14 protein-coding genes are annotated in these 16,654 nt (G+C 71.5%); 11 read left to right on the top strand and 3 right to left on the bottom strand.

The window, feature by feature from the left end; translation table 11 throughout:
- The first annotated feature begins 37 nt into the window (after positions 1 to 37).
- From rnc to mutM, 3 genes are read left to right on the top strand one after another with little or no spacing between them, the layout of a single operon-like run.
- Positions 38 to 706, top strand: coding sequence for a ribonuclease III (gene rnc, locus Dsi01nite_RS12445; RefSeq protein ID WP_203846330.1), 669 nt, complete (start codon positions 38 to 40; stop codon positions 704 to 706).
- Complete coding sequence (locus Dsi01nite_RS12440) at positions 699 to 1,940, top strand: mannosyltransferase family protein (RefSeq protein ID WP_239135854.1); 1,242 nt, start codon at positions 699 to 701, stop codon at positions 1,938 to 1,940. The genes rnc and Dsi01nite_RS12440 overlap by 8 nt, the downstream gene beginning before the upstream one ends.
- A 16-nt stretch (positions 1,941 to 1,956) precedes the next feature.
- A complete protein-coding gene (gene mutM / locus Dsi01nite_RS12435; RefSeq protein WP_203846256.1) occupies positions 1,957 to 2,823 on the top strand; it encodes a bifunctional DNA-formamidopyrimidine glycosylase/DNA-(apurinic or apyrimidinic site) lyase in 867 nt (288 codons plus the stop codon).
- Here the strand turns inward: mutM and Dsi01nite_RS12430 are convergent.
- Together Dsi01nite_RS12430 and Dsi01nite_RS12425 are read right to left on the bottom strand one after the other, a co-directional pair.
- The gene (locus Dsi01nite_RS12430) at positions 2,747 to 3,526 is read right to left on the bottom strand and encodes a spherulation-specific family 4 protein (protein ID WP_203846255.1); all 780 of its coding nucleotides are present in this window, start codon (positions 3,524 to 3,526) and stop codon (positions 2,747 to 2,749) included. The two genes, mutM and Dsi01nite_RS12430, sit on opposite strands and share 77 nt — an antisense overlap.
- Positions 3,527 to 3,552: 26 nt before the next feature.
- Complete coding sequence (locus tag Dsi01nite_RS12425; RefSeq protein ID WP_203846254.1) at positions 3,553 to 4,197, bottom strand: CAP domain-containing protein; 645 nt, start codon at positions 4,195 to 4,197, stop codon at positions 3,553 to 3,555.
- A gap of 292 nt (positions 4,198 to 4,489) precedes the next feature.
- On the opposite strand from Dsi01nite_RS12425, the gene Dsi01nite_RS12420 reads away from it, so the two are divergent.
- The 3 genes from Dsi01nite_RS12420 to Dsi01nite_RS12410 all read left to right on the top strand — a co-directional run bounded on the left by Dsi01nite_RS12420 (position 4,490) and on the right by Dsi01nite_RS12410 (position 9,185).
- On the top strand, positions 4,490 to 4,684 hold the full coding sequence (locus Dsi01nite_RS12420; protein WP_203846253.1) for a hypothetical protein: 195 nt from the start codon (positions 4,490 to 4,492) through the stop codon (positions 4,682 to 4,684).
- A 335-nt stretch (positions 4,685 to 5,019) separates the two neighbouring features.
- Positions 5,020 to 8,592, top strand: coding sequence for a chromosome segregation protein SMC (smc, locus tag Dsi01nite_RS12415; RefSeq protein WP_203846252.1), 3,573 nt, complete (start codon positions 5,020 to 5,022; stop codon positions 8,590 to 8,592).
- Complete coding sequence (locus tag Dsi01nite_RS12410; protein ID WP_203846251.1) at positions 8,589 to 9,185, top strand: HAD-IA family hydrolase; 597 nt, start codon at positions 8,589 to 8,591, stop codon at positions 9,183 to 9,185. Before smc ends, Dsi01nite_RS12410 begins: the two co-directional genes overlap by 4 nt.
- A gap of 206 nt (positions 9,186 to 9,391) precedes the next feature.
- On the opposite strand, the gene Dsi01nite_RS12405 is transcribed toward Dsi01nite_RS12410, so the two are convergent.
- Positions 9,392 to 9,874: a glutathione peroxidase gene (locus Dsi01nite_RS12405; protein WP_203846250.1), complete on the bottom strand. Its 483-nt coding sequence runs from the start codon at positions 9,872 to 9,874 to the stop codon at positions 9,392 to 9,394.
- 187 nt (positions 9,875 to 10,061) lie between these two features.
- Here Dsi01nite_RS12405 and Dsi01nite_RS12400 point away from each other — a divergent pair, with 187 nt between their 5' ends.
- Genes Dsi01nite_RS12400 through Dsi01nite_RS57260 form a run of 5 tightly spaced genes read left to right on the top strand, consistent with a single transcriptional unit; the run spans position 10,062 to position 16,583 of the window.
- Positions 10,062 to 11,450, top strand: coding sequence for an aldehyde dehydrogenase family protein (locus Dsi01nite_RS12400; protein ID WP_203846249.1), 1,389 nt, complete (start codon positions 10,062 to 10,064; stop codon positions 11,448 to 11,450).
- Positions 11,447 to 12,904, top strand: coding sequence for a sugar ABC transporter ATP-binding protein (locus Dsi01nite_RS12395; protein WP_203846248.1), 1,458 nt, complete (start codon positions 11,447 to 11,449; stop codon positions 12,902 to 12,904). The genes Dsi01nite_RS12400 and Dsi01nite_RS12395 overlap by 4 nt, the downstream gene beginning before the upstream one ends.
- On the top strand, positions 12,901 to 13,866 hold the full coding sequence (locus Dsi01nite_RS12390; RefSeq protein WP_203846247.1) for an ABC transporter permease: 966 nt from the start codon (positions 12,901 to 12,903) through the stop codon (positions 13,864 to 13,866). The genes Dsi01nite_RS12395 and Dsi01nite_RS12390 overlap by 4 nt, the downstream gene beginning before the upstream one ends.
- Positions 13,863 to 14,789, top strand: a complete 927-nt coding sequence (locus tag Dsi01nite_RS12385; RefSeq protein ID WP_203846246.1) for a sugar ABC transporter substrate-binding protein — start codon at positions 13,863 to 13,865, stop codon at positions 14,787 to 14,789. Before Dsi01nite_RS12390 ends, Dsi01nite_RS12385 begins: the two co-directional genes overlap by 4 nt.
- Positions 14,790 to 14,798: 9 nt before the next feature.
- Entirely contained in the window at positions 14,799 to 16,583 is a 1,785-nt protein-coding gene (locus tag Dsi01nite_RS57260; protein WP_239135853.1) for a discoidin domain-containing protein, read from the top strand.
- Positions 16,584 to 16,654: the final 71 nt, after the last annotated feature.

Below are 16,654 nucleotides of genomic sequence, written 5' to 3'. Positions count from 1 at the left end.
ACTCGGGGCCGCCTTCGAGGTGGACCTCGAGCCCGACATGCTCCGGCGGGCGCTGACCCACCGGTCCTTCGCCTACGAGAACGGCGGCCTGCCCACCAACGAGCGGCTCGAGTTCCTCGGCGACGCCGTGCTCGGGGTGGTGATCACCACCGCGCTGTTCAACAACCACCCCGACCTCGCCGAGGGCCAGCTGGCGAAGCTGCGCGCGAGCGTGGTCAACATGCGCGCCCTCGCCGACGTCGCCCGGCGGCTCGGTCCGGAGGGCATCGGCCCCTACCTGCTGCTCGGCAAGGGGGAGGAGGCGACCGGCGGCCGCAACAAGGCCAGCATCCTCGCCGACACCCTCGAGGCGCTCATCGGCGCGATCTACCTCCAGTACGGGCTGGACACCGCCGCGACGGTGATCCACAAGCTGTTCGACGAGCTGATGGCCGAGGCCGCCCTGCGCGGCGCCGGGCTCGACTGGAAGACCAGCCTGCAGGAGCTCACCGCCGGACGTGGCCTCGGCGTCCCCGAGTACCGCATCGACGAGGAGGGCCCGGACCACGCCAAGCGCTTCACCGCCTGGGTGATCGTCGCCAAGCGGCGCTACGGCGGTGCGCAGGGCGGCAGCAAGAAGGAGGCCGAGCAGCGCGCCGCCGAGGCGGCCTGGCGGGAGCTGTCGACGCGGGCGCCGGAGAAGGGCGACGATGGCCACGGTGACTGAGGTCGCCCGGCGCCGCAGCACCCAGATCGTGTGGGCGCTGCCGCTGGCCGTGTACGCGCTGAGCCGCCTGCTCCAGCTGGCGTTCGTCTGGTGGATGGCGGACAACGGTGAGGTCCGCAGCCGCCTGCTCGCCTGGGACGGCGGTCACTTCGTCCGCCTCGCCGAGGACGGCTACCCGCAGGGGTACAGCTACACCACCGAGGGCGCGCTGACCGGCAACGGCCTGGCGTTCTTCCCCGGCTACCCGATGCTCGTGCGGATCGTGCACCTCGTCACCGGCCTGGAGGTCGGCACGGCCGCGATCACCGTGGCGTGGATCGCCGGGGCGTTCGCCGCGGTGCTGGTGTGCGCGCTCGGCACCCGGCTGTACGACCAGCGGGTCGGCCTGGCGCTCACCGTCCTGTTCTGCACCCAGCCGATGTCCATGGCGCTGTCGATGGCGTACTCGGAGGCGCTGTTCGTCGCGATGGTCGCCGGCATGCTGCTCTTCGCGCACCGCGGCGACTGGCTCCTCGCCGGGCTGTTCGGCCTGGGGGCCGGGCTGTCCCGGCCGACCGGCGCCGCCGCCGCGATCGGGCTCGTGGTCGCCGCCGCGATGGCCGTGCACAGGAGCCGCCGCGCAGCCGCCGAGGACACCGCGGACCCGGTCACCGACAGCGCCCGTGACAGCTACAGGGCGCGGCGCGCCGCGAGAATCGCCGCAGCCGACACCGCCCCCACGGTGCGCGAAGCCCCCACCTGGCAGCCGATCGCCGCCGCCGCCGTCGCGCTCGCCGGCGTCCCCGGCTACCTGCTGTGGGTCGGCCTGCGCGTCGGCGACCTCGGCGCCTGGTTCGACATCCAGACCGCCGGCTGGGGCACCACGTTCGACTACGGCAGGTCCACGTTCGAGTTCGTCCGCAACGCGCTGCGCACCGGCGACGGCTGGATCCAGGTGAGCATCGCCTGGATGATCATCGGCGTCGTCGTGCTGGCCGCCATCGCGGTGGCGCAGAGGGTGTGGCCGCCGCTGCTGGTGTACGGCCTGATCGCGCTCGTGCTGGTCCTCGGCCAGGGCGGCTACTACCACTCCAAGCCGCGGCTGCTGGTCCCGGTGCTGCTGATCCTGGTCCCGCCGGCGGTCGCGCTCGGACGGGCGAAGCCCCGCACGGCGGCGCTAGTGTTGTCGGGCTGCGCGGCCTTCGGGCTGTGGTACGGCTCATACCTGATCACCGTCTGGCACTACGCGATCTGACCCCCTTTGGAGACCGATGCCTGAGCTTCCCGAGGTCGAGACCGTCCGCCGCGGACTCGACAAGTGGGTCTCCGGCCGGCGCATCGCCACCGTCGAGGTGCTGCACCCGCGGGCGATCCGCCGCCACCTGCCCGGCGCCGTCCACTTCGCCGACGTCCTCGCCGGCCGGCTCGTCGGTGCCGTCCAGCGCCGCGGCAAGTACCTGTGGCTGCCGCTCGACGACGAGGACGCCCTCGTCGGTCACCTCGGGATGTCCGGCCAGCTGCTCATGCAGCCGGTCGAGGCGCCCGCCGAGATCCATCTGCGGGTCCGGTTCAGCTTCGACGACGACGGCCCGGAGCTGCGCTTCGTCGACCAGCGCACGTTCGGGGGGCTGGCGGTGTCCAGCGGCGGCGCGGTCCTGCCCGCCGAGCTGACGCACATCGCGCTCGACCCGGTCGACCCGTCGTTCTCCGACGACGCGTTCGTGGAGCACCTGCGCCGCCGCCGGACCGACGTCAAGCGGGCCCTGCTCGACCAGACCCTGATCTCCGGCGTCGGCAACATCTACGCCGACGAGGCCCTGTGGCGGGCGAAGCTGCACGGCGCCCGGCAGACCGACCAGCTGTCCCGCCCGGTGGTGCGGCGGCTGCTCGGGCACGTCCGCGACGTGCTCAACGAGGCGATCGGGCAGGGCGGCACCAGCTTCGACGCGCTGTACGTCAACGTCAACGGCGAGAGCGGCTACTTCGACCGCTCGCTCAACGCCTACGGGCGCGAGGGCGAGCCGTGCGGGCGCTGCGGCAGCCCGATCCGCCGTGAGGCGTTCATGAACCGGTCGTCCTACTCCTGCCCACGCTGCCAGCCGCGGCCGCGGATCCCGGCAGCCCGGACCCCGCGTTGATCAACCGGTGCGGCCGGGGCCGGCGCGGCAGCGGCGTCGGCGGGTTCAGCTCGGCGAGGCCCGGCACCTGACCGCACCAGGCGGGCAGGTCGGCGTAGGGGTCGGGGGCGCCGAGGTCGGTCACGATGCCGAAGCCCGCGCCCCGCGAGACCTGCAACCGGGCCGCCTCGTCGAGCTCCCACGGCGGCACGGCGTGCACCAGGTGCCCGTCGCCGGGGAGCGCGCCCGCGCCGTTCCAGCGGCGGTAGTCCCGCCAGCTGCCGTCGAAGACGCAGATCGGCAGTCCCAGGTCACGGTACGTCTGGTCGGGCGGCCCGCCCGGATTGAGCACGACGTCCGGCAGGTCGGCCCGCTGGGCGAGGCGGGCCGCGATGGCGACCGGGCCGATCGAGTGCGGGCTGACCGGCACGTTGTCGAGGAAGACGCCCTGGACGGGGTAGCCGGCCCACCGGTACACGTCGGCGCGGATCCGATCGACCGGCCTGGTGGACAGGTCGACGTCGACATAGCCGAGCAGCCGCACACCGGCGGCGGCCAGCCTGCTCAGGGCGGCCGTGTACGCCGGGTCGCGCCCGCTGCCCGGACCTCGCGCGACGTCGACGACGACGGTGAACGCGGCACCGTGTCCCGCGACGATCTCCCATGCGTGTGGCCGGGCGAGAGGATGCGCCCGCAGTGGCAGGAGCGTCGGAACCCGGTCCACGACCGGACTAACGATGCTGGGCCCCCTCAAGCACGGCCGGTGTCCACGGTCCAGTAGGGCGTTTTGCCGCGCATCGCGGCACCGACACCGATCGACTTGGTGGCACAGTCCAGCAGGATCTCGCGGCTGTTGTTGTCCCGCAGCCAGCTCTTGACGACGTCGCCGGCATCGCCGTCCTTGGCCACCAGCTCGTCGGAGAAGCCGTTGTAGCCGGCCCTGCTGACCCGGTCCTGGGGGGAGCTGCCGTCGCTGCCCTGGCTCCGGCTGAAGTCGCGGGCCGCCATGTCGGCGCTGTGCGCCCTGGCCGCGGTGCGCAGCTGCGGGTGCATCCGCACCGCCTCGCACTTGGCCTTGCGGCGCTCGCCGTTGACCAGCTGGACGACCCGGTCCTCGTAGCCGCTGTTGAAGCTGGCGTTGACGGTGGGGCTGGCCTTGCCGGTGGTGCTCGCGGTGCTCGGCGCGGGGGCGCTGGAGGCCGCCTCGGTGGCCGCTTCCGAGGTGCCGGCGGCGGGAGCCGGCTCGGCGGCCGCGGCGGCCGCTGAGGGCTCGCCTCCGCCGTCGGAGAGCGCGGGCACGACCACCGCGCCGATGCCGAAGAGGATCAGGATCGCCGTGACGATCGCGGCGACGCCCGTGGGACCGCCGAGCCGGGCGATCAAGCCAGGCGCCATGCAGATCTCCTCGGGTCAGAATTTCTTCGACACGACGCTACTTTGCAGTGGCGCTTGCGGGCAACCGGTGGCACACTGCCACGATCGGCTACAGGGGCGTGATCACGCACCCGGGTGAGTGAGAACACCCTGGCCAGGACGTTTGGCATGCCGGTCGGCTTGACTAAGTCGCCGCCCGGGCTGAACATAGAGGGGTCGCCAGTCGCGCCCAATCATGCCCTAGTGCTTCGGTCGCGGGTGCTGGGCGCGCGTTTGCCGGAATCCGACCGGCTGCGCTTATCAAGGAGACGATATGGCTAAGGCCCTCTTCGGCCACGTAGGCGGCGCGCCCGATCGGCGCCTCGTAGACGAGGTCACCCAACTGCGTGCCAAGGTTCGGGCGCTCGAGTTCGAGGTCGTCCGGCTGCGCGCCGAGAATGACCGGCTCGCTGCGGCGGCTGCCGAGACGGATCACCTGATCCGGCTCGCCGAGCCGGCGATGGCCTGACCCTAGGCCCTCGCCCAAAGTAGAACGCCGGCGGATCCGGCGCTCTTCGCTGGAACCTACGCAGAACTGAATAGCAAACCCGCGCGCCGACATCCTCTGGGTCTCGGCGCGCAGTCATGTCCGTGAGTTATATCGCGATCACGTGCGGTCAGCGCATTCGGAAAGCGCCGTGCAGTCGAGTAACGACGCAGCGTCGACAATGGTTGCGAATGGTTCATGAACCGCAGTTCAAGGGGCACGGAAACGCGCATTATGGTGTGCGGCTCGGCGGGATTGGGTATCCTGCCGGGCGGTAGTCTGCCCGGTACCGCACCCACCTCGACCTGTGGAGATCCGTGCATCTCAAGAGCCTGACGGTCAAGGGCTTCAAGTCCTTCGCGTCCGCGACCACGCTGCGACTCGAGCCGGGCATCACGTGCGTCGTCGGGCCAAACGGCTCGGGCAAGTCCAACGTGGTCGACGCGATCTCCTGGGTGCTGGGCGAGCAGGGCGCCAAGGCGCTGCGCGGCGGCAAGATGGAGGACGTCATCTTCGCCGGGACCTCCGGCCGGGCCCCGCTGGGGCGCGCCGAGGTCACGCTCACGATCGACAACACCGACGGTGCACTGCCGATCGACTACACCGAGGTGTCGATCACCCGCCGGATGTTCCGCTCCGGCGAGAGCGAATACGAGATCAACGGCAACCAGTGCCGCCTGCTCGACATCCAGGAGCTGCTGTCGGACTCCGGCATCGGCCGCGAGATGCACGTGATCGTCGGCCAGGGCCGGCTCGACGGCGTGCTGCACGCCCGGCCGGAGGACCGCCGCTCGTTCATCGAGGAGGCCGCCGGCGTCCTGAAGCACCGCAAGCGCAAAGAGAAGGCGATCCGCAAGCTCGACGCGATGGCCGCCAACCTCAACCGCCTCGGTGACCTCACCACCGAGCTGCGCCGCCAGCTCAAGCCGCTCGGCCGGCAGGCCGAGGTCGCCCGCCGGGCCGCCGGCATCCAGGCCGACCTGCGCGACGCCCGGCTGCGGCTGCTCGCCGACGACCTCGCCACGCTGCGCACCACCCTCGACAAGGAGATCGCCGACGAGACCGCGCTGCGGGCCCGCCGCGAGGAGGTCGAGGCCGAGGTCGAGTCGATCAACGAGCGGCTCGCCGTGCTGGAGGCCGAGCACGCCGCCGACGCGCCGGTGCTCGCCGAGGCACAGGACACCTGGTTCCAGCTCTCCACGCTGCAGGAGCGGTACCGCTCGCTGCACCAGCTGGCCGCCGAGCGGCACCGCAACCTGTCGGCCGCCCCGGTCGACGAGCGTCCCGGCCGCGACCCCGAGCAGCTGACCGCCGAGGCGGAGAAGGTCCGGGAGCAGGAGGACGAGCTGCGCGCCGCCCTGGAGGCGAGCCAGGAGCGGCTCGCCGAGGCCGTCGACCGGCGCCAGGACATGGAGCGGCGCCTGGCGTTCGCGGAGAAGGCGATCGTCGCCGCGCACAAGGCCATCGCCGACCGGCGGGAAGGCCTGGCGAAGCTCACCGGCCAGGTCGAGTCCGCCCGCAGCCGCGCGACCGCCGCCGCCGACGAGATCGAGCGCCTGTCGGTCCAGCTCGCCGAGGCCGAGACCCGCTCCGAGCACGCCGCCGCCCTCTACGAGGAGGCGAGCGCCGGCGCGACCGTGGCCGACCACACCAACGCCGACCTGGAGATCCGCCACCAGGAGGCGACCCGCGAGCTCGACGCGATCAACAACGAGGTCAAGCAGCACAGCGACGCCGAGCGGGCGGCCGAGAAGGACGCCGCGCAGTGGAAGGCCCGTGAGGAGGCCCTCGCGACCGGTCTGCGCCGCAAGGACGGCGCCGGCACGCTGCTCGCCCGCGCCGACCGGATCCCGGGCGTGCTCGGCAGCGTCGCGGCCCTGCTGTCGGTGCAGGCCGGGCATGAGGCGGCCCTCGCCGCCGCGCTCGGCGCGCTCGCCGACGCGGTCGCGGTCGCCAACATCGACGGCGCCACCGCGTCGGTGGAGATGCTCAAGCAGGACGACGCCGGCCGGGCCGCGCTGCTGATCGCGTCCGCGCCGACGCACACCACCCCGCCGGTCGAGCGGGTGCCGCTGCCGCCGGGCGCCGCCTGGGCCCTGGACCTGGTCCGGGCCCCCGACGAGCTGCGCCCCGCGCTGGAGAAGGCGATCGGTGACGTCGTCTTCGCGCCGGACCTCACCGTCGCCAAGCGGATCGTGTCCTACGCGCCCAACCTGCGCGCCGTCACGCCCGAGGGCGACGTCCTCGGGGCGTACGCGGCCGCCGGCGGGTCGGGCAAGCAGCACAGCTACATCGAGGTCCAGGCCGCCGTCGAGGAGGCCCGCCAGCAGAAGGTCGACGCCGAGCACCGCGTCGCCGAGGCCCGTGAGCTGCTCGCGCTCGCCCGGCACGCGGCGACCGGCGCCAAGCAGCAGGTCGCCGAGGCCGCCGCGGCGAAGAAGGAGGCCGACAGCGTCCGCAACGCCGCCGCCCGCCGCCTCGCCGAGTTCGGCGCCGCCGCCAAGTCCGCGAAGGCCGAGGTCGAGCGGCACGCCGCGGCGCGGGCCAAGGCGGAGGCCGCCCGCGAGTCCGGGGTGACCAGCCTCGCCGAGCTCGAGGAGCGCCTCGCCCTCGCCGAGGAGACCCCGATCGACGAGGACCCCTCGACGATGGAGCGCGACGACCTCGCCGGTGAGGTGCCTGTCGCCCGCCAGCAGGAGATGGAGGTCCGGCTCGCGGTCCGCACCGCCGAGGAGCGCGTCGGCGCCCTCGCCGGCCGGGCCGACGCGCTGCTGCGCCAGGCGGCCCAGGAGCGCGCCACCCGGGAGCGGGCCGCCGCGCGCAAGGCCACCCGCGCCCGCGGCGCCAAGGTCGCCGAGACGGTCGCCGCCGCGGCGCAGCTCGCCCTGGACAACCTGGCCGACTCGATCGCCGAGGCGCAGGAGACCCGGGACGCGCTCGCCGAGACCCGGGCTGAGCGGGAGTCGACGCTGATCGCGGTCCGGGGCCGGGCGAAGCAGTTCACCGGCGAGCTGGACCGGCTCACCAACGCCGTGCACCGCGACGAGGTCGCGCGGGCCGAGCAGCGGATGCGCATCGAGCAGCTGGAGGCGCGCTCGGCCGAGGAGTTCGGCCTGGACGCCGACACCCTCGTCGCCGAGTACGGCCCCCAGCTGGACGTGCCGCCCACCGCGCCGGAGCTGGCCGCCGCCGAGGCCGAGGGCCGGGCGGCGCCCGAGCCGGTGCCGTTCGACCGGGCCACGCAGGAGAAGCGCGCCGCGAAGGCCGAGCGCGAGCTCAACCTCCTCGGCAAGGTCAACCCCCTGGCCCTGGAGGAGTTCGCGGCGATGGAGGAGCGGTTCAAGTTCCTCTCCGACCAGCTCGAGGACCTCAAGGCCACCCGCCGTGACCTGCTCACCGTCGTCAAGGACGTCGACGACCGGATCCTCGAGGTCTTCACCAGCGCCTACCACGACACGGCGCGGGAGTTCGAGCAGGTCTTCGCGGTGCTGTTCCCCGGCGGCGAGGGCCGCCTGGTCCTCACCGACCCCGACGACATGCTCACCACCGGCATCGAGGTCGAGGCCCGCCCACCCGGCAAGAAGATCAAGCGGCTGTCGCTGCTGTCCGGTGGCGAGCGGTCCCTGACCGCGGTCGCCCTGCTGTGCGCGATCTTCCGGGCCCGCCCCTCGCCCTTCTACATCATGGACGAGGTCGAGGCCGCCCTCGACGACGTTAACCTCGGCCGCCTGATCACGCTCTTCGAGCAGCTCCGCGAGAAGAGCCAGCTGATCATCATCACGCACCAGAAGCGCACGATGGAGGTCGCCGACGCCCTGTACGGCGTCACCATGCGCCAGGGCGTGACCGAGGTCATCTCCCAGCGCCTCCGCACGGAAGAAGCCGCATGATCCAGCGTCCCACCGCTTTGTTGATCGACTTCGACGGTGTCCTGCGGCGGCACGACCCGGCCATCGCCGCCGCGATCGAGACCCGGCACGGTCTGGAGCCGGGCGCGATCCTCGCGGCCGGCCTCGAGTGGGACCGGCAGCTGCCGGCGATCACCGGGGAGATCACGCGCGAGGAGTGGCTGTCCTCGATCGCCGAGGCCCTGGGCGTCGACGAGTCCGTCGTCCTGGAATGGGACCAGGACAAGGGCGAGATCGTGCCCGAGGTGCTGCAGTTCGTGAAGGATGTCCGGAAGGCCGGGATGAAGGTCGGCCTGGCCACCAACGCCATGGACGACCTGCCGGCCGTCCTCGCGCGGCACGGACTCACGAAGAAGTTCGACGCGGTCGCCAACTCCTCGGAGATCAGCGTGCACAAGCCGGCCCCCGGCTACTTCCGGGCGGCGTGCGCGCTGATCGACGCGCACCCGAAGCAGTGCCTCTTCATCGACGACGTCGACCGCAACATCCGCGCGGCGCGAGCGGCAGGCCTCACGGCCTACCGCTACACGCCCGGCGACGATCTGACCTACGCCCGCAAGGCGCTGGGAATTTAAGGCCTGTGTCGAAGTAGGAGCCGGGCTGCGGCGGGCCCAGACGCCGCCCGGAACCACGCCGGTCACGTCCGGATACAACCCCGGTATCCGAACGCGCCCGGCGCGGCCCCGGCGACTCGCCCAGCCTGGCCCGGCGCGCTGCGCCGGACCGGCCCAGCCCGGGCGCTGGACCTCGCCTCGCTCCGACCCCTACTTCGACACAGGCCTTAGAGCGCAGCCTCGATCGCCTTGACGACCTCGTCCGACTTGGGGGTGGCCCGGGGCGAGAACCGCGCCGCGACCGTGCCGTCGGGGGCGATCAGGAACTTCTCGAAGTTCCACCGGATGTCGCCCGTGTGCCCCTCGGCGTCCGGAACGTCGACGAGGTGCTGGTAGAGCGGGTGCCGGCCGTCGCCGTTGACCTCGACCTTCTCCGTCATGGGGAAGGTCACGCCGTAGGTGGTGCTGCAGAACTCGGCGATCTCCTCGGTGGTGCCCGGCTCCTGGCCGCCGAACTGGTTGCACGGCACGCCGAGCACGGTGAAGCCGCGGTCCGCGTACTCCTTCTGCAGCGCCTCGAGCTCGGTGTACTGCGGGGTCAGCCCGCACTTCGAGGCCACGTTGACGACCAGCACGGGGTGGCCGCGGAACTGGCCGAGGTCCAGAGGATCGCCCTGCAGGCCGGCGATCTTGACGTCGTAGATGCTCATGCCGTTGATCGTATGCCGACCTTGACTTCGGAGGTTCGTTCGGTAGATTAACAAAGACCGATTCCGGTGAGCCCACCCTCACTCACCGCGGTCCTGCCTTCATCCTCGCCGGACGGCGCCGGCGGACCTGCCCTGCACGAAAAAGGGCACGCCCGCGACCGCCGTCTTCGAGGAGGGCCCAGCCATCATGGCCGTTGTCACCGTGCGCAATCCCGGCACCGGGGAAGTGCTGGGGGAGGTGCCGGCAACCGACGCGGCACAGGTCGCCGCGATCGTCCAACAAGCGGCGACGGGCCAGCGTGCGATGGCCGCCACCCCCGCGCACGAGCGAGCCGACCTGCTCCGCCGCGTCGCCGACGGGATCGCGGCCGAGCTGGAGGACCTGGCCCGGCTGCTCGCCGCCGAGAACGGCAAGCCGATCCAGCAGACCCGCGGCGAGGTCGAGGCCGCCGTCCGCATCTTCCGCGGCTACGCGGGGGAGGCGACCAGGCTCTTCGGCCGGCAGATCCCCCTGGACGCGGTGCCGGGGCTGGAGCACCACCTGGCGGTCACCGTGCGCGAGCCGCTCGGGGTCGTCGCCGCGCTCGTGCCGTTCAACTACCCCGTCGAGCTGTACGCCCACAAGGCCGCCGCCGCCCTCGCCGCCGGCAACGCGGTCGTCGTCCAACCCCCGGCCCGCTGCCCACTCGCCATGACAAAAGTGGCGGAATTGGTACAAAATGCCGCTCCCGAATACGCGCATCAGGTCGTGATCGGTGGCGCGGAGGTCAGCCAGCAGCTCGCCGAGCTGCCCGGGATCGCCGCCGTCACCCTCACCGGCAGCACCGCCGCCGGCCGGGAGATCGCCCGCCGCGCGGCCGGCACGCTGAAGAAGGTCTACCTGGAGCTCGGCGGCAACGACGCGCTCATCGTCTGCGCCGACGCCGACGTCGAGGAGGCCGCCCGCGCCGTCGTCCTCGGCCGGCTCGCCCGGGGCAACGGCCAGATCTGTTGCGCGGTGAAGCGGGTGTACGTCCAGTCCGCCGTGCACGACTCCTTCGTGGACGCGCTCGTCGCGCAGACCGCGAAGCTGACGGTCGGCGACCAGCTCCTCGAGTCCACCGACGTCGGCCCGCTCATCGCCGAGGAGGCCGCCGGCCGGGTGCTCGACGCCGTCCGCACGCTCGTCGCCGACGGTGCCCGGCTCGTCGCCGGCGGGATCCGCAGCCGGGCCTTCATGGACCCGACGGTCCTCGTCGACGTGCCCGCCGACAGCCCGGCCTTCGCGGAGGAGATCTTCGGGCCGGTGGCGCCGGTCGCCCGCTTCGACGACCCGGAGGAGGCGGTCCGGCTCGCCAACGCCTCACCGTACGGGCTGCACGCCGCCGTCTTCACCCGCGACATCTCCCGCGCGCTGAGCATCGCCAAGCAGCTGGACGTCGGCGGCGTCGTGATCAACGGCTCGACCGCGCTGCGGGCGGAGAACCTGCCGTTCGGCGGCACCAAGGACACCGGCGGCTACCGGGAGGGCATCCACGACACCGTCCTGGACTTCACCCGGCAGAAGACCGTCGTCGTCATGGACGCCTTCCGATGACGCTGCGGCTGCACGAGGTCCACAAGTCCTACGGCGGCGTCGAGGTCCTGCACGGCGTGACGCTGGACGGCGCGCCGGGCGAGGTCCTCGCGATCGTGGGTGCCAACGGTGCCGGCAAGTCCACCCTGATCAAGATCCTTTCGGGTGCGGTGCCGATGAGCTCCGGCACGCTGACGTGGGACGGCGTCGAACTGGCGGTCAGCTCGCCGCACGACGCCCACGCGCACGGCATCCGGACCGTCCATCAGGAGCTCTCCCTCGTGCCGGAGCTCACCGTCACGGAGAACCTGCTGATGGGCAACTTCCCGCGGCGGTTCGGTCTGATCGACTGGCCGGCGGCGCACCGCCGGGCCGGGCAACTGCTGCAGGAGGCCGGGTTCGGGGTGATCGACCCGCGGACCCGGGCCGGCCGGCTGACCGTGGCCCGCCAGCAGATGGTCGAGATCGCGAAGGCCCTCGTGAGTGAGCCCAGCGTCCTCGTCCTCGACGAACCCTCCGCGGTCCTCGCCGGCGCCGACCTCGACGCGCTGTTCGCGCTGATCCGGCGCCTGCAGTCGCGCGGGGTCCTGGTGGTGTACGTGTCGCACCGCCTCGCCGAGGTCCTCGAGCTCGCCACCCGGATCGTCGTGGTCAAGGACGGCCGCGTCGTGGCGACGACCACGCCGGACGCTACCGACGAGGGCTCGCTCATCCGGCTCATGGCGGGCCGGACCCTCGACCGCATCTACCCCGAGCGGCGGCCCGCCCCGGGCGAGCCGCTGCTGACCGTCGACGGACTCGGCCGGACGGGGGAGTTCGACGGCGTGTCGTTCACGCTGCGGGCCGGGGAGATCGTCGGGCTGTTCGGCCTGGTCGGGTCGGGCCGGACCGAACTCGCCGCATGCGTCTTCGGCGCAGCCAGGCCGACCGCCGGCGCGGCGTTCCGCAGTCCCGCGGAGGCGATCCGCGCCGGCGTGGCGATGGTCACCGAGGACCGGGCCGGCAGCGGCCTCGTCCTCGGCATGACCGTGCGGGACAACATCGGGCTCACCACCTGGCGCTCCACCGCCCGCGGGCCGCTCATCGACCGCCAGCGACAGCGGACCGACGCGGCCGCCATGATCCAGGACCTGGCCATCGCACCCCAGGGCTGCGCGACCATGCCGGTCGTGCACCTGAGCGGCGGAAACCAGCAGAAGGTCGTGCTGGCGAAGTGGCTGCTCACGGATCCGCGGGTGCTGATCCTCGACGAACCCACCCGGGGCGTGGACATGGCGACCCGGGTCGACATCTACCGCATGATCGACGGCCTCGCCCGCGACGGGCTCGCCGTGCTGCTCATCTCCTCCGACCTGACCGAGGTGCTCGGCGCCACCGACCGGGTCCTCGTCATGCGCCAGGGCCGGCTCACCGGCGAGCTGCCGTCGGAGGGCACCACCGAGGAACAGGTCCTGGAAAGGGCGATCGCAGCATGACAACCTTGGCAGTCCGCGTCCGTGGCCGGGACGTCACGGTCGAGGCGGCGTTCACGCTGCTGATCGCGGCGCTGATCATCGTGGCCGCCACCACGTCCGAGAGCTTCCTCACCGCCACCAACCTCACCAACCTGCTCAAACAGATGGTGACCACCGGGCTGCTCGCCTTCGGCATGCTCGTGGTCATCCTCACCGGCGGCATCGACCTGTCCGTCGGCTCGGTCGTCGCGTTCAGCGGGATCGTGACCGCTGGGCTCGTCGCGGACCTGCCGATCCCGCTGGCGATGCTGGTCGGCGTCGCGAGCGGGATCGCGTTCGGCGCGGTCAACGGCGTCCTCGTGGCCCGGTTCGAGCTCGCGCCGTTCGTCGTCACCCTCGCGGCGCTCACCACGATCCGCGGGCTCGCGTTCGTCTACTCGGAGGTGCCGATCGCACCGGCCGACCCCGGCTTCCTCACGCTGGGCTCGGCCATGGTCGGTCCCATCCCCCTGATCACGCTGATCATGCTGGCCGTCTTCGGCATCGGCGGCGTCTTCCTGGCCCGGACGCCACCCGGGCGCTCGATCATCGCCATCGGCGGCAACGCCGAGACGGTCCGCCTCGCGGGCATCGACGTGCGTCGGCACATCGTGCTCGCGTACACCATCAGCGGTCTCTGTGCCGGACTCGCCGGAATCATCCTCACCAGCAGAGTCGGCATCGCACAACCCAGCGTCGGGGTCGCTTTCGAGCTCGACGCGATCGCGGCCTGCGTCATCGGCGGCGCGAGCCTGTCCGGCGGCCGGGGTTCGGCGAAGGGTGCCTTCGGCGGGGTGCTCGTCCTGGTCCTGATCAACAACCTGCTCAACCTGTACGGCGTGCAGTCGTTCTGGCAGCAGGTGCTCAAGGGACTGATCATCATCGCGGTCATCCTCGTGCAGCGCACGCGGCGGCCGCGTTCCGAAGCGAAGGGACGCGCATGAGAAAAGCCTTATCCCTGGTCCTGGTGGCGGCGCTCGGCCTGGCCGGCTGCAGCGACGACGCAGCCGGCAAGAAGGACGGCTACACCATCGGGGTCGCGAACTTCCTGCTCAGCGGGCCGTACTTCAGCGGCATGGACGCCGCCATCGCCGCGCAGGCCAAGACCAAGGGCAACGTGAAGATCGTCAGCACCGACGCCGGGGGCGACGCCGCCAAGCTCGCCGCCAACGTCGAGGACCTGCTCAGCAAGAACGTCGACGCGATCATCATCTCCGGCGGCCCGCTCGAGTCGGCCCCGGCCGCCCTGAACGCGATCAAGGCGGCGAAGAAGCCCGTCGTGCTGGTCGACCGCAAGTTCTCCACCGGCGAGTACACGAGCTGGATCGGGCCGGACAACGAGGCCATCGGCAAGCAGGACGGCGAGTTCCTCGCGGCCAAGGTCAAGGGCAAGGTCGCGATCATCAAGGGCGGCCCGGCCGACAACTCGATCGGTCTGGCCCGCACCAACGGGTTGAAGTCGGTGCTCGGCACCAAGTCCGACATCACCCTGGTCGAGGCGTCCGACTTCGGCAACTGGGGCTCCGACGGCGGGCTCACCGTCATGGAGGGCCTGCTGGCCAAGCACCCCGACCTCGTCGCCGTCTTCTGCGAGAACGACGCCATGTGCCTCGGCGCGCAGCGGGCGATCGCCTCGGCCGGCAAGACGGCCCAGATCGTCCTCGCCGGCGTCGACGGCCAGGCCGAGGCGCTCAAGGCCATCCTCGACGGCACCAACTACGTCGTGACCGGCCTCAACAGCCCGAACGTGATCGGCAAGCTCGCCCTGGACCGCACCGTCGAGGTGCTCGGCGGCGCCAAGGTGGAGAAGGACACCGTCGTGCCGTCGCCGCAGATCACCAAGGACAACGCGTCCCAATACCTCTAGGAGCCTGTTGTGAGACGACTGCTCACCGGGGTCTTGGTCGCCGGGTCACTGATCGCGATCCCGGCCACCCCCGCCGCCGCCGCGCCGACCTGGCGCCTGCTGTACTCCGAGAACTTCGCCCAGCCCATCAACACCGGTAACGCGCCGTGGGTCCGGGAGACCTACGCCAACCCGTTCGACACGATCACCGACGACGCCGGGCAGTGGTACCGCAACGACTACGGCCCGGCCTGGACCACCCAGTTCAACTCCTTCGACACCTACCGCAAGGAGTTCACCGTCGGCCAGAACGGCTGGCTCACCGCCTCCCTGTCCGCCCGTGACTTCAACAAGGACGGCGTGCTGGAGGCGCCGCCGTCGATCACCACCGGCACGGTCGGCGGGTCCAGCGCCGCGGTCCTCAACGTCCCCGAGAGCACCGGCGGCGCGATCTTCCGGCCGACGCAGGCGCTGCCCGACCAGTACCGCATCGAATACAAGCTCAAGACCATCGACTTCGGCGGCAAGCGCAACGGCACCATCAACTACGGCGGCCGGGTCAACGGCTACGGCACCGCTGGCTGCAAGACCCAGCACCCGTGGGGCGAGGGCTCCAACAGCCCCGGCTGGAGCGGCAACGCGGCCGTGCCCTACTGCGAGTGGCAGGACGTGCGGGCCGGGCCGTACGGGTACAACGGCTTCCACTTCCTGTCCATCGTGGACTTCGCGAACCCGGCGCCCCGCAACAACCACTTCTGGCACTACCACCGCAAGGTGCTGATGGACTCCTTCTCCCAGCACCCCGACCGGGTCGGCTCGGGCACCGGCGGCCGGGTCTGCAACGCGGCCAACAACACCTACTACAACTACCGCGACGGCAACTTCAACACCGTCAACATGTGGATCTCCGGGATGCCGAACTGGAACCCCGGCGCGGGCGGCCTGCCCGGCAACTCCCAGTGGTTCATGACCAGCTGCTCCGGCGGCGCGGCCGAGAACCAGCTCTCCAGCGCCGGCGAGCTGCAGCCGGAACTGATGCCGAACGAGTACTACACGTTCGCCATCGAACGCGACGCGACCGGCTACACCCTCGAGGCGACCGGCAACTTCGCCCGCTCCGGCCAGCGCACGCTGCGCTTCCACCGCGACTTCGTGGTCAACAACGTGCCGATCTGGCACTACAACACCACCGCCGCCGGCTACAACGGGCAGTTCAACGGCAACCTGGTCCAGAACGACGACTTCGGCAGCACCACCTGGCCCAACCAGTGGCCGTCGGGGTCCGCCTACCCCGACTCGTTCGTGATCGGTGACCTCTACACCAACGTCTACGAGGGCTCCGCCAGCCTCACCGACATCAAGCTGTTCGTCCCGGACACGACGCCGCCGGTCACGAACCTGGCGCTGAACAAGCCGGCCACCGCGTCGTCGCAGTGCGCCGCGGCGGAGGCACCCGCGAAGGCTGTCAACGGCAGCTGGACCGGCGGCCTCTCCGACAAGTGGTGCGCCCTGGGCGCCAGCAAGTGGCTGCGCGTCGATCTGGGCTCGAACCAGCAGGTCGGCCGGGTCGTCCTGCGCCACTCGGGCGCCGGCGGCGAGAAGACCAGCTGGAACACGAAGGACTTCGACCTGCAGACCAGCCTGGACGGCAACACCTGGACCACGGTCGCCCAGGTCAGAAACAACACGGCGAGCACGACCACGCACACGTTCACCCCGGTGACCGCCCGGCATCTCCGCCTCAACGTGATCACCCCGACGAACGACTCGGACACCGCCGCCCGCATCTTCGAACTGGAGGCCTATTCCAGCTGATCGTTGACCTTGGAGACTTTGGCCCGCCCTGGCGTGTCAAAGTCTCCAAGGTCAAGTTTCTCTGCTCCGGT

The sequence above is a fragment of the Dactylosporangium siamense genome (assembly GCF_016862795.1).
GTDB lineage: Bacteria > Actinomycetota > Actinomycetes > Mycobacteriales > Micromonosporaceae > Dactylosporangium > Dactylosporangium siamense.
This window is presented reverse-complemented; position numbering and strand designations above follow the sequence as displayed.